Here is a 13565-nt window from a genome sequence, read left to right on the forward strand (position 1 = left end):
CGGGGAATTTGCTACGGTCACGCAATTCAGTAAACGGGGTTGAGTAAATGTCCGAGGTCGGGTTGAATAATCTGCGGCTGCGCCAGTTCAATAAACAGGTGCTGATGACGCCGCTGTACCGAGAGAAAAATGCCAGTAAATCCACGCTTGCCAGGCTTTCCCGTCTGTCGATCCCGGCGGTCAGCAAGATCCTCGACGATCTGCAACGTGACGGATTGATCATCCACAGTCCGGTGAATTTACACACGCGCGGGCTGGGTGGCGGCAGTTATCAGATAGCCACCGACGGCAGCGCCGTGCTGTGCCTGAATATCACGCCTTACCGCATCGAAAGTATTCTGGTCAGCAGGCTGGTTTTGCCGCTGAGTGGATATCAGATGACGGAAATTTCAGTCAAAACGCCGGATGCGCTGCTGGCGCAAATCGAAGCCTGCTTTCATCAGTACCGGAAAAATTATCCCGGCCTGAAAATCCGGCTGGCGCTGGCGATCCACGGTCAGGTCAATCCGACCACCGGCGTGTCACAGCGGATGCCGCAGGCGCCCTGGACCGGTGAAATTGAGATTAAATATCTGCTGGAAGAAAAGCTGCAAACCGACATCCTGATGGATAATGATTGCATCATGCTTGCGCTGGCGGAGAAATGGCAAAATACTAATAATCATCAGGATTTTTGCGTGATCAATGTCGATTACGGCATTGGTTCCTCTTTCGTAATCAACGACAAAATCTATCGCGGCAATCTGTTTGGCAGCGGACAGATTGGCCATACCATCGTTGATCCTCACGGTGACCGCTGCGCCTGCGGGCGGTATGGTTGCCTCGAAACACTGGCGTCATTGTCGGCATTAAAGAAAAAAGCACGTCTGCTCGAGCCTGCGGACTCTTTCATCCGCACGCCCTCAACGCAGGAACTGATCGACCGCTATCATCAGGGCGAAAGCGCCATTTGCGAACAGGTGATGGAAGGCGCCCGCGCACTGGGATTGAGCCTGTATAACTTCCTCAACATTCTGAATATCAATCACATTTATCTTTATGGTCGCAGTTGCGGTTTTGGTGATGCCTGGCTGAAAACCGTCTGCGCACAAAGCGGCCTGAATCCTTTTGACCGTACCGATCATGTCAAAACTCAGGCAACGCATATTGCACCGGGCACGCTGAGCCGGGAGCAGCAAATTATGGGCATTGGCTATCTGTATGTGGAAAAGGCACTGGACGCGATGGCAGGCTGAACGGCGCATAATTCGTCGATTTGGCCGAAGCATGATAAAATCAATGATGGCCGCATGATGTGGCTTATCGACCCCCATCTGCGCTCAGAGAACGTTGCTATGACCCTGAATAATCCGGAAAAATTACTTTCACAAGCTGAAGAACTTTGCCAGCAGCGCAATGTTCGCCTTACCCCGCAGCGGCTGGAAGTACTGCGTCTGATGGCGCAACAACCCGGTGCGATCAGCGCCTATGATTTACTGGATCTGTTGCGTGTCAGCGAGCCACAGGCTAAACCGCCCACCGTTTACCGGGCGCTGGATTTCCTGCTGGAACAGGGCTTTATTCATCGGGTCGAGTCAGCCAACAGTTATGTGCTGTGCCACCATTTCGAAGAGCCGAGCCACACCTCTGCGCTGTTTATCTGCGACCGCTGCGGGCTGGTAACCGAAAAAACCACTGACGGCATCGAAGAACGCTTAGCGAAACTGGCACTGGATTCGGGTTTTGAACTGCGTCATTCCGTGGTCGAAGCGCATGGCTTGTGCGGCGACTGCAAAGTCGTTGAAACCTGCGAAAGCCACGATCACTGCGATCACGATCATTCAATTGTGGTGAAGAAACGCTGACGGGTCGGGTTTAAAGCGGAAGGTCATTAGCGGGTGAAATGTTCAGGTGAAGGATGTTTTGCACAAATTTGTACAGTGAAGCAGTTGGGTACATCCGTGTACCCGTATCCTGAAGCGTTCCGGGTAGGAGCAGCTAAATCTCAGGATACGTCACTGACACGCGAGGGGGAGTCGCGCTTTACCAGTGATATTTGTTGCTTGATTCCCAATCTTTGAGCTCTTTTTCGGCCTGATCTTTCTGATAGCCGTAACGCTCCTGAATCTTCCCTACCAGCTGATCGCGTTTACCTTCAACGACAGTCAGGTCATCATCGGTCAGCTTGCCCCATTTTTCTTTTACTTTGCCTTTAAACTGCTTCCAGTTACCGTCGGCTTGGTCCTTATTCATAAAATATCTCCTGTTACCTTAGGGTTGTGGAGCTGCGGATTACCGCTGCAGCTCGGGCTTAACACTTTAAAGGTTAGTAGAGAATTTCGATTTATCCTGCCATCGGAGGGATAAAAACCATTATTAGGATTATTCCAAAGCACGATATAACGGCAACCCGCGATTACCCACCGTTTGAAAAGCCCGCTAATTCAGTGAACTGACGATGAAAACCAGCTGTCGCGCTGCCAGTAGCGGTGCCATATCCAGCCCAGTGCAATACCACGTAATCCGAGGAACACCGTCAGCGCCAGCCAAAGCGCGTGGTTACCCAATATCGGCAAAGTGAACAGCGTCAGCCCGTACCCCAGCGCAGCAACCGCCATACTGTTACGCATATCCCTTCCGCGCGTGGCGCCGATAAACATCCCGTCGAGCAGGTAACACCACACCGCCACCAGCGGCAGAACAATCTGCCAGCCAAGATAACGATCGGCCAGCTGGCGCAGCTCCGGTAATGACGTCAGCGCATTGATAATCTGTTCACCGGTCAGCGCGTATATCAGTGCAAATGCCAGAGCGACCAGCCCGGCCTGACGGCATGCGGCACGCCAGACATTGAGCAATTTTTCGCGATTGCGGGCACCAAACGCCTCACCTGAATGGGCTTCAATGGCGTAAGCAAAACCGTCGAGCGCAAAAGCGGTGAAGGTCAGAAGATTCATCAACACGGCATTGACCGCCACAATCTGGCTGCCCAGACGCGCACCCAGAATGGTCAGTGAGGCAAAGCACAGCTGAAGAAGCAGTGAGCGCAGCATAATGTCGCGGTTAAGACTTAACAGCCGCCGCAGATCACCGCGCCAGGCAGAGGTTAACAGCGCAGGACTGATGCCCCGGCGCTGCATCACGCGCCAGACCAAAAACAATCCGATAAACAGCGTGAAATATTCTGAGCAGGCCGTGGCCGTGGCGGCACCACGGACATTCCAGCCAAGCCCTATCACCAGCCAAAGATCCAACACGATATTGAGCAGATTACCGGCAATCAGCAGCATTACCGGCCCACGCACGTACTGGATACCAAGCAGCCAACCCAAAATCACCAGATTTGCCAGAGACGCGGGGGCACTGTACCAGCGGATCTCCAGAAAAAGCCGCGCCTGTTCAAGCACAGACTGGCTCCCGCCGACGATGTGAAAAGCGCCTTCCATCAGGGGATGGCGGAAAAGCAAAATCACCACACCGGCGAGCACGGCCAGAAGAAAGGGTTGTACGAACGCGCGGGCCAGCAACAGGTTGTCTTGCGCACCGAGCGCCTGAGCGGTCATGCCGGTGGTACTCATGCGCAGAAAGAGCAGCATCATAAACAGGAAGGTGGTGATCATCGAACCGACCGCAACGCCGCCAAGATAGTCGGGGCTGTCGAGATGACCGATCACTGCCGTATCCACTAACCCCAGCAACGGCACGGTGATATTAGAAAAAATCATCGGTAGCGCGAGCATCCAGAGGGCTTTATCGGTCGGGCTCAAAAAGGTGTGTTTTAGCTTTTGCAGAAGGGAATGTTGTTGCATAGAGAATCTCATGCCGGAGGTTCGGGATATGCCTGTAAATGACATCGCCCCGAGAGGGGCGACGAGATGAAACGTTAAAGCTTAGCGGTATGTCAGAGGCGGCTCACGACCCGCAAATCAAAAACATGACCCTTTGGATCAACAATTTGACCCAGTCATTCGAGTTACATCAAGGCGGCAACTGAACGAACGCCGGGAGCATACGCAAGTATGTGACCAGGGTTCGGGAAGGCAGCCAACGCAGAGATAGCCCGAAGTACGAAGGTTAAATCCAGTCGCCGTTGCGAATGACGCCTACGGCCAACCCTTCAATACTGAAATTCTGCTCACGTAAATCCACCACGATAGGCTGGAACTCGCTGTTTTCCGGCAATAACTGCACCACGCTGCCCTGTTTTTTCAGGCGTTTCACGGTGACTTCATCATCAATACGGGCTACGACAACCTGACCATTACGCACGTCCTGCGTTTTATGAACAGCCAGTAAATCGCCGTCGAGGATACCGATATCACGCATCGACATACCGCTGACACGCAGCAGGAAATCGGCGCTCGGCTTAAACATCGCCGGATCAACCTGATAATGCCCTTCGATATGTTGCTGAGCGAGCAGAGGTTCACCGGCGGCAACGCGGCCGATCAGCGGTAAACCTTCTTCTTCTTCCATCAGCAGACGAATACCGCGTGACGCGCCGGAAACAATCTCGATCACGCCTTTACGTGCCAGCGCTTTCAGATGTTCTTCCGCAGCATTCGGGGAACGGAACCCAAGACGAGCGGCAATCTCCGCGCGGGTTGGTGGCATACCCGTGGTGGAGATATGATCGCGAATCAGGTCATAGACCTCTTGTTGTCTGGTCGTTAAAGCTTTCATTCCGCCCCCTGGTTGTTTATACAGTCTAGCTGTGAGTATATACAGCTAAACGGGCAATGAAAACCTAAGATTGAATAAAAACAGTGCATAAGCACGATTACTGGAAGACAGATTCCAAATCAGAACCATCGCGGCCAAAAGATGCTGACCCAGACAAAAATCGCCAATATGATGGTCAGCAGCACGGCAGCCGAGCCAATATCTTTTGCACGGCCAGAAAGAACGTGGAACTCAGGTCCGATGCGGTCAATCGCACATTCCACGGCGCTGTTGAGCAGTTCGACCACGCAAACCAGCACCACTGAGCCGATAAGTAAGATGCGTTCAATGCTGCTGACATCGAACCAGAAAGAGAGAAAAATTAACGGGATAGCAGCGCTGGCTTCCTGACGAAAGGCAGCTTCATTCTGCCACGCCGCTTTCAGCCCTTTCCATGAGTAACCGGCTGCTTTATAAATTCGGGTAAATCCAGTGACTTGGTTCGCCATTCTGTTACTGATCCTTGAGGGGTTGTCCTTCGGGTGTTTGATGCATTTTAGCGGTTTAATGGTATCTCATCACCACAGATCTCATTTGAGCTTTCTGGTATCCTTGCGGCGAAATGGCTAACAAGAGGCTTCACGTTTTTATGTCAGGTTGGCGTAGACTTTATTACACATTATTGAATTTACCGCTTTCGATGCTGGTAAAGAGCAAAGTCATACCTACAGATCCGGTTACCGAGTTGCACTTAGACCCGACGCGCCCGATCCTGTACGTATTACCTTATAACTCCAAAGCAGATTTGCTGACCCTGCGTGCGCAGTGTCTCGCCCAGAATTTGCCCGATCCCCTGATCCCGCTGGATATCGACGGAACGCTGCTGCCAAGCCACGTGTTTATCGCGGAAGGCCCGCGCGTGTTCTCGTATTACACGCCGAAGCAGGAATCCGTAAAGCTGTTCCATGACTATCTGGACCTGCACCGCAATAACCCGGAATTAGACATTCAGATGTTGCCGGTCTCGGTGATGTTCGGCCGGGCACCAGGCCGTGAAGGTCAGGACACGCCGCATCTGCGCGTGCTGAACGGGATCCAGAAATTCTTCGCCGTATTGTGGCTGGGCCGCGACAGCTTTGTCCGTTTCTCCAATACCGTTTCGTTGCGCTACATGGCGACCGAGCACGGGACGGATAAAACCATCGCACAGAAACTGGCCCGCGTGGCGCGTATGCACTTCTCCCGTCTGCGTCTGGCGGCCGTCGGTCCTCGTCTTCCTGCCCGTCAGGATTTGTTCAATAAGCTGCTGGCCTCTAAAGCCATCGAAAAAGCGATTGAAGACGAAGCGCGTAGCAAGAAAATTTCTCACGAAAAAGCCCAGCAAAACGCTATCGCACTGATGGAAGAAATTGCCGCAAACTTCTCTTATGAAGCCGTGCGCCTTTCTGACCGCGTGCTGAGCTGGACGTGGAACCGCCTGTATAAGGGCATCAACGTCAACAATGCCGAGCGCGTCCGCCAGTTAGCGCAAGACGGACAGGAAATCGTGTATGTGCCCTGCCACCGCAGCCACATGGATTACCTGCTGTTGTCTTACGTGCTTTATCACCAGGGGCTGGTGCCGCCGCACATTGCTGCCGGTATCAATCTGAATTTCTGGCCAGCCGGCCCGATTTTCCGCCGTCTGGGCGCGTTCTTCATTCGCCGTACCTTTAAAGGCAACAAACTGTATTCGACCGTTTTCCGCGAATATCTGGGCGAACTGTTTAGCCGGGGTTACTCGGTGGAATACTTTGTCGAAGGGGGCCGTTCACGCACCGGACGCCTGCTGGAGCCAAAAACAGGTACGCTGGCAATGACCATTCAGGCCATGCTGCGCGGCGGTTCACGTCCGATTACGTTAGTGCCGATTTACATCGGTTACGAGCACGTGATGGAAGTGGGCACTTACGCCAAAGAGTTGCGCGGCGCGACGAAAGAAAAAGAGAGCCTGACCCAGATGCTCAATGGCCTGCGTAAATTGCGCAACCTCGGCCAGGGTTATGTGAACTTCGGCGAGCCGCTGCATCTGACCACTTACCTGAACCAGAACGTACCAACCTGGCGTGAAGCGATCGACCCTATCGAAGCGCAACGTCCGAGCTGGCTGACGCCAACGGTGCAGGATCTGGCTGAGCAGATTATGGTGCGTATCAACAATTCAGCGGCGGCTAACGCCATGAACCTGTGTTGTACCGCGCTGCTGGCATCGCGTCAGCGCTCACTGACCCGCGAACAGCTGACCGAACAGATCGACTGTTATCTGCAATTGCTGCGCAATGTGCCGTATAACGCGGATTCGACCGTGCCTGATCTGACCGCTAATCAGTTGCTCGATCACGCGCTGAACATGAACAAGTTCCAGGTCGAAAAAGATAACATTGGCGACATCATCGTTCTGCCGCGGGAACAGGCCGTGCTGATGACGTATTACCGCAACAACATCCATCATATGCTGGTGTTGCCGTCGCTGATTTCGAGCATTGTGATGCACCATCGTCAGGTTAGCCGCGCGGAATTACTGCGTCAGGTTGAGCTGATTTATCCGATGCTGAAAGCTGAACTGTTTATGCATTTCGACAAAGCCGAACTGCCGCAGGTGCTGGATGTGCTGACGCTTGAGCTGGCACGTCAGCAGATTATTCATCTGGAAGATGATGAGTTATCGCTTAACCCGGCGCGTATCCGCACGCTGCAACTGCTGGCTGCGGGTGTGCGTGAAACGCTGCAACGTTATGCGATCACCTTCTCGCTGCTCACCACGAATCCCAGCATCAACCGTGGTGCGCTGGAAAAAGAGAGCCGGATTATGGCTCAGCGCCTGTCAGTGTTGCACGGCATCAATGCCCCTGAGTTCTTCGATAAAGCCGTCTTCTCGACGCTGGTCGGCACTCTGCGCGCAGAAGGCTATATCAGCGATAGCGGGGATGCGATTCAGGAACAAACGCGTGAGATTTACATCATGCTGAGTGACCTGATGACGCCGGATATCAAACTCACTATCGAGAGCGCCGGTATGCCTTCAGAGCTGCCACAGCCAACGGAACCTCCGGCTGAGCCTAAGATGGATGTGCGCGACACTGACCACTGATCGCCCGCAGTAACGCGATGAATGGCAGAAAACAAAACGCCCGGACTCTGTAAAAGTCCGGGCGTTTTTTTATGCGCGCTCTGCTGGCTGAAAACTTAGAAAGTGAACGCCTGAAGGCTCATCAGAATACCGAGGAACAGCACCAGGCCCACGTAGTTATTCTGGCGGAAGGCCAGAAAACAGGCGTCACGCTCACGTTTAGCAATCAACTTTTGCTGATGGACAAACAGCGCAGCGGCCAGCAGCAGCGACCAGTAGAATGGCGCGCCAAGCTCTGAAAGATGCCCGACAACGGCCATCAGAACCAGCGTCGCCAGTTGCAGCAATCCGATAATCAGCGTGTCAAAACGACCAAAGAGAATTGCCGTGGATTTCACACCGATCTTCACATCATCATCGCGATCAACCATCGCATATTGCGTGTCGTAGGCCACCGTCCAGCAGATATTCGCCAGGAACAATAACCAGCAGCTCAGCGGCAGCGTCTCACTGACGGCGGCGTACCCCATAGGGATCGCCCAGCCAAAAGCCGCACCCAATACAAACTGCGGTAAATGGCTGACACGCTTCATGAACGGATACACCCACGCCAGCGCCAGCCCGGCCAGAGATAACAATATCGTCATGCGGTTAAGCAGCAGAACCAGCAGGAAAGACACCAGCACCAGCCCGACAAACAACATTTTGGCCTGCGTACTGCTGATAGTCCCGCTCGGCAGCGGGCGGTTGGCAGTGCGTTTGACGTGGCCGTCGATTTTGCGATCGGCGTAATCATTCACCACACAGCCGGCGGCGCGCATGAAGAAGACCCCCAGCACAAACACCACGAGAATTTTAGCCGAAGGCATGCCGCCACCGGCCAGCCACAGCGCCCACAACGTCGGCCACAGCAGCAACAGCGAACCGATGGGCTTATCAATACGCATCAGACGGCAATAATCACGCCAGGTACCCTGCGGCATACTTGCGGACACTCTCTGTTCTCCTTGTTGATTAGTTTGGGTCATGTCCCGCTCACTTTGCCCTCTGGGCGGTGAACCGGCGAATCTGGCAGGAAGATTTCCGTCAGCAGCAGCGGTTTATCAGAAAGGCGCAGACGCGAGCGGCGCGCCCACAGATCGCCCTGCTCACTCTGTAACTGCCCGAGATGAATGTAATCACGGGTCAGATTATTGCCGCTAAACAGGTAGCGACCAAGCGGCACGGTGCCGAGATCAACCAGCGCCAAATCCGGCCCGGTCAGTGTCTCTTCGGGGATCACGGTGCGTCCGAGTAACCACGGCTCGGCATCACCGAACAACACAATTTCCCGAACCCAGTAACGGGCGCTTTCCGGGAGTTGCTGCGCTTCACTTTCGCCAAGCTCCGCGCGGGTCACAAAACACTCATTTTGAGGTTTAACGGTGACAGTAACACCCTGTTTTTCAAAGCGACGGGTCATGGATCCCATTTCCATCAGCCAGTCAGCAACATCCGCAGGGACATCTGTCGGGTCGTTAAACCAGTGAATCGGGGGTTGTGCAGGGGAATGGGAATCAGACATCAACGGCTCCGTAATGGAGGTATTCATACCTCCAATGAATTATCTGCCTCGTATTCTAACGCATGAATGCGAGGCAGTAATCGCATCATTTTACTCGCGGCGCAGACGCTCACTGTTGGCCAGGAACAGCGTCACAACCAGAACCAAAATCGCGCAGGCGTAAACCAGCGTGTCATAAGGACTTTTGTGGTCAACAATAATCAGGCGGATAATTGCCGTGATGCCGATATAAATAAAATAGCGCAACGGGAAATGATAGCCCGATGAAAAATACTTGATAATCAGCGCGATAAACTCGAAATAGAGGAAGTAAATGACAATCCCCTCTATCAGAAGATATGACGATGACTGATCGTTATTCACGAACAGTACCATTGCCAGATGATAGGTTTCGCGCCCGATAAAAATCATCAGGATCGCCGCCAGCCCTAATAAGAAAACGTTCAAAATTCGCTGCATGATGACCGATATCATCGTTGCACGTTTTGATCCTGCCATGTGATCTACATCCCACTTTTGTTATTAATACCCGCAGAATACCACAGAGTCCGCACAGTAAAAGCGGCATTAAAAAAGGGTCAGCCAGTTACGGCTAACCCTTTTATTTTGGCGGACTTTAGCGATTTACGACTTTGCTAAAGACTTATGCACGCCAGTTTTTGAAGCGGTTGATCAGACCATTCGTTGAACTGTCATGGCCGGTCACGTCTTTGTCGCCTTCCAGCTCTGGCAGAATACGGTTTGCCAGCTGTTTGCCCAGTTCTACGCCCCATTGGTCGAAGGTGTAGATGTTCAGGATAGCGCCCTGAGTAAAGATTTTGTGCTCGTACATCGCGATCAGCGCACCCAGGCTGTATGGCGTGATTTCACGCAGCAGGATGGAGTTGGTCGGACGGTTACCTTCGAACACTTTAAACGGCGCGACGTGTTTAACGTCTTCCGGTTTTTTACCCTGGTCGGCGAATTCTTTCTCAACCACGTCCAGAGATTTACCGAATGCCAGCGCTTCTGTCTGAGCAAAGAAGTTAGACAGCAGTTTCGCGTGATGATCGCTCAGCGCGTTGTGGCTGACAGCCGGCGCGATGAAGTCACAAGGAATGATTTTGGTACCCTGGTGGATCAGCTGATAGAACGCGTGCTGACCATTGGTACCCGGCTCACCCCAGATGATCGGGCCAGTCTGGTAATCCACCGGGTTGCCGTTACGGTCAACGAATTTACCGTTGGATTCCATGTTGCCTTGCTGGAAGTACGCCGCAAAACGGTGCATGTACTGGTCGTATGGCAGGATGGCTTCGGTTTCAGTGCCGTAGAAATCGTTGTACCAGATACCGATCAGCGCCAGCAGAACCGGCAGGTTTTTCTCTGCAGGGGTATTGGCGAAGTGGTTATCCATCGCGTGAGCACCGCTCAGCAGTTGTTCGAAGTTTTCGAAACCTACAGACAATGCGATAGACAGGCCGATTGCAGACCACAGAGAGTAACGGCCGCCGACCCAGTCCCAGAATTCGAACATGTTGTCGGTGTCGATACCAAACTCACCCACAGCTTTGCCGTTGGTAGACAGCGCCGCGAAGTGTTTCGCCACGTGTTTATCATCGCCCGCCGTTTTCAGGAACCAGTCACGCGCGCTGTGGGCGTTGGTCATGGTTTCTTGCGTGGTGAAGGTTTTTGACGCCACCAGGAACAGCGTGGTTTCCGGCGACAGGTCTTTCAGCGTTTCGGCAATGTGCGTGCCGTCAACGTTGGAGACGAAATGCATATTCAGATGGTTTTTGTAAGGACGCAGCGCTTCGGTCACCATGAACGGGCCGAGGTCAGAACCGCCGATACCGATGTTCACGATGTCAGTGATCGCTTTACCGGTATAGCCTTTCCAGTCGCCACCGATTACGCGCTCGGTGAAGCCTTTGATCTTCGCCAGCACGGCGTTCACTTCCGGCATGACATCTTTGCCATCGACCACAATCGGCGTGTTGCTGCGGTTACGCAGGGCAACGTGCAGAACAGCGCGGTCTTCGGTGCGGTTGATCTTCTCGCCAGAGAACATCGATTTGATTGCACCCTGAAGATCAGTCTCTTTGGCCAGGGCTTGCAGCTTATCCAGAGTTTCTGAAGTGATGCGGTTTTTAGAGAAATCGACCAACATCTGGTCTTCAAAAGTGGCAGAGAACTTCGAGAAACGATCACCATCTTCAGCAAACAGATGGCTAATCTGCACATCTTTCATCGTGTCGAAATGCTGCTGCAGGGCTTGCCAGGCAGCGGTCTGAGTTGGATTGATATTTTTCATAGCAATGCTCTTAGGCTGAGAATAAATATGAGGTAACTGTCCCGATTGTATCCTGAACTTCCCGAGATGAGATGCCTTTTCTTGCGATAGGCCAGATCTGTGGATTCACAATGACAGAGAACAATATTAGATGACAATCGCTCAAAATGTGGCGCGCTAAGCCGTCAGACCGTTGACAGACGCGCCATAACCCGTTATTCCTAAGCACCTAACTTACGCATAGCTTATCCCCGAAATCATTCACGTCGCCGGGGTATGCGTGAGCCAGAAGAGGCGCGTCGCCCAGGCAGTGTACCGGAGGAGCCGAAATCCTACGAAGGTGCATCAGGGGGAGCGGCGCCGAGGTCAGATGCTGACGGCAGGCAGACGATCGACCACAGGGGCTGAATCCTCTGGGTTGTCACCGACATACCCGAAAAAGGGTATTGGCATGGTGGGGCGCTTCTGGGTGTATCGTAGTATCTCTACGTCTGCCCCCGTTTCCCGCTCTCCCCTTGTGCCAATTCTTATGGATTAGCTGGCTGTCACGATGTTGATGGCCCGGACATGAGGTTTTACATGAATTACGCAGCATCCCGCAACGCCAACCCACAGCCTTTTGGCAGCGTCATCGTCGCCAAATTCGGCGGTACCAGCGTGGCGGATTTCGACGCGATGAACCGCAGCGCAGACATCGTTCTTGCGCGCCCTGAAGTTCGTCTGGTCGTTCTCTCCGCCTCTGCGGGCGTCACCAATTTATTAGTCGAGCTGGCTGTCGGTAAAGAAACCGAACGCCGCGTGTTCCTGCTTGATGAAATCCGCCGTATCCAGAATGCCATTATTGATCGTCTCGATAACCCCACGGTTATTCGTGAAGAAATTGGCCGCATGCTGGAAAATATTGCGATGCTGTCAGAAGCGGCGAGCCTCGCGACGTCCACCGCGCTGACCGACGAACTGGTCAGCCACGGCGAACTGATGTCCACCCTGCTGTTTGTTGAAATCGTTCGCCAGCGCAACGTGCCCGTGGAATGGTTTGATGTGCGTAAAGTCATGCGTACCAGCGACCATTTCGGACGCGCAGAGCCGGACACGCAGGCGCTCACCGACCTGACCCTTCAGCAATTGCAGCCACGTTTACAGAATGCGCTGGTGATCACCCAGGGCTTTATCGGCTCGGAAGGCAAAGGCCGCACCACCACGCTGGGCCGTGGCGGCAGCGATTACACCGCCGCATTGCTGGGCGAAGCGCTGGGGGCTGTGCGCGTCGATATCTGGACTGACGTACCGGGTATTTACACCACTGACCCGCGTCTGGTCCCGGCGGCAAAACGTATAGATCGTATTGCGTTTGAAGAAGCGGCCGAAATGGCGACCTTCGGCGCCAAAGTTCTGCACCCGGCCACCTTGCTGCCTGCGGTACGTCGCGGCATCCCGGTGTTTGTCGGCTCCAGCAAAGATCCTTCGGGCGGCGGCACTCTGGTGTGTGATACCTCCGATAACCCGCCGCTGTTCCGTGCCATTGCCCTGCGTCGCCGGCAGACGCTGGTGACACTGCACAGCCTGAGCATGTTGCATTCACGCGGTTTCCTCGCCGACGTGTTTGGTATTCTGGCGCGCCACAATATTTCCGTTGATTTGATCACCACCTCTGAGGTCAGCGTGGCGCTGACCCTCGACACCACCGGCTCGACGTCTTCCGATGCCAGCCTGCTGACCACGTCGTTGCTGACTGAACTGTCGTCACTGTGTCGTGTTGAAGTGGAAGAGAATCTGGCGCTGATCGCCATTATCGGCAACAAACTGTCGCAGGCCTGCGGCGTGGGCAAAGAAGTGTTCGGTGTATTGGATCCGTTCAATATCCGCATGATTTGTTACGGCGCGAGCAGCTATAACCTGTGCTTCCTGGTGCCGGGCAGCGATGCCGATCAGGTCGTTAAAACTCTGCACCGCAACCTATTCGAACAATAACGGGCGCG

12 protein-coding genes and 1 riboswitch are annotated in these 13565 nt (G+C 53.7%); of the genes, 4 read left to right on the forward strand and 8 right to left on the reverse strand.

Annotation, left to right across the window (positions count from 1 at the left end; translation table 11 throughout):
• The first annotated feature begins 47 nt into the window (after window positions 1-47).
• Both ED901_RS02350 and zur read left to right on the forward strand, forming a co-directional pair.
• Window positions 48-1235, forward strand: a complete 1188-nt coding sequence (locus ED901_RS02350; RefSeq protein WP_122094563.1) for an ROK family transcriptional regulator — start codon at window positions 48-50, stop codon at window positions 1233-1235.
• A gap of 99 nt (window positions 1236-1334) precedes the next feature.
• Window positions 1335-1844 carry a zinc uptake transcriptional repressor Zur gene (gene zur / locus ED901_RS02355; protein ID WP_056776039.1) on the forward strand — a complete coding sequence of 170 codons (510 nt, stop codon included), beginning with the start codon at window positions 1335-1337 and terminating at the stop codon, window positions 1842-1844.
• A gap of 178 nt (window positions 1845-2022) precedes the next feature.
• Here the strand turns inward: zur and ED901_RS02360 are convergent, their stop codons facing one another.
• From ED901_RS02360 to ED901_RS02375, 4 genes are all read right to left on the reverse strand, one after another.
• Window positions 2023-2232 (reverse strand): CsbD family protein, encoded by a 210-nt coding sequence (locus ED901_RS02360; protein ID WP_056776037.1) that lies wholly within the window; start codon window positions 2230-2232, stop codon window positions 2023-2025.
• Between the two features lie 191 nt (window positions 2233-2423).
• Window positions 2424-3788: an MATE family efflux transporter DinF gene (gene dinF, locus ED901_RS02365; protein ID WP_122094565.1), complete on the reverse strand. Its 1365-nt coding sequence runs from the start codon at window positions 3786-3788 to the stop codon at window positions 2424-2426.
• A gap of 265 nt (window positions 3789-4053) precedes the next feature.
• The gene (gene lexA, locus ED901_RS02370) at window positions 4054-4662 is read right to left on the reverse strand and encodes a transcriptional repressor LexA (RefSeq protein WP_056776034.1); all 609 of its coding nucleotides are present in this window, start codon (window positions 4660-4662) and stop codon (window positions 4054-4056) included.
• 119 nt (window positions 4663-4781) lie between these two features.
• Window positions 4782-5150: a diacylglycerol kinase gene (locus tag ED901_RS02375; RefSeq protein WP_056776031.1), complete on the reverse strand. Its 369-nt coding sequence runs from the start codon at window positions 5148-5150 to the stop codon at window positions 4782-4784.
• Between the two features lie 140 nt (window positions 5151-5290).
• Between ED901_RS02375 and plsB the strand changes: the two genes are divergently transcribed.
• A complete protein-coding gene (plsB, locus tag ED901_RS02380) occupies window positions 5291-7771 on the forward strand; it encodes a glycerol-3-phosphate 1-O-acyltransferase PlsB (protein ID WP_056776028.1) in 2481 nt (826 codons plus the stop codon).
• A gap of 95 nt (window positions 7772-7866) precedes the next feature.
• Here the strand turns inward: plsB and ubiA are convergent, their stop codons facing one another.
• The 4 genes from ubiA to pgi form a co-directional block, all read right to left on the reverse strand.
• Window positions 7867-8733: a 4-hydroxybenzoate octaprenyltransferase gene (gene ubiA, locus ED901_RS02385; protein ID WP_240993860.1), complete on the reverse strand. Its 867-nt coding sequence runs from the start codon at window positions 8731-8733 to the stop codon at window positions 7867-7869.
• A 41-nt stretch (window positions 8734-8774) separates the two neighbouring features.
• The gene (ubiC, locus tag ED901_RS02390) at window positions 8775-9314 is read right to left on the reverse strand and encodes a chorismate lyase (protein WP_122094569.1); all 540 of its coding nucleotides are present in this window, start codon (window positions 9312-9314) and stop codon (window positions 8775-8777) included.
• A 90-nt stretch (window positions 9315-9404) separates the two neighbouring features.
• Window positions 9405-9812, reverse strand: coding sequence for a phosphate-starvation-inducible protein PsiE (psiE, locus tag ED901_RS02395; protein WP_056776022.1), 408 nt, complete (start codon window positions 9810-9812; stop codon window positions 9405-9407).
• A gap of 145 nt (window positions 9813-9957) precedes the next feature.
• Window positions 9958-11607, reverse strand: a complete 1650-nt coding sequence (pgi, locus tag ED901_RS02400; RefSeq protein ID WP_056776020.1) for a glucose-6-phosphate isomerase — start codon at window positions 11605-11607, stop codon at window positions 9958-9960.
• 260 nt (window positions 11608-11867) lie between these two features.
• A riboswitch (Lysine riboswitch) is annotated at window positions 11868-12059 on the forward strand.
• A gap of 106 nt (window positions 12060-12165) precedes the next feature.
• Between pgi and lysC the strand changes: the two genes are divergently transcribed.
• Window positions 12166-13557: a lysine-sensitive aspartokinase 3 gene (gene lysC, locus ED901_RS02405; protein ID WP_056776018.1), complete on the forward strand. Its 1392-nt coding sequence runs from the start codon at window positions 12166-12168 to the stop codon at window positions 13555-13557.
• Window positions 13558-13565: the final 8 nt, after the last annotated feature.

It is taken from the genome of Rahnella sp. Larv3_ips (assembly GCF_003697865.1).
Taxonomy (GTDB): domain Bacteria; phylum Pseudomonadota; class Gammaproteobacteria; order Enterobacterales; family Enterobacteriaceae; genus Rahnella; species Rahnella rivi.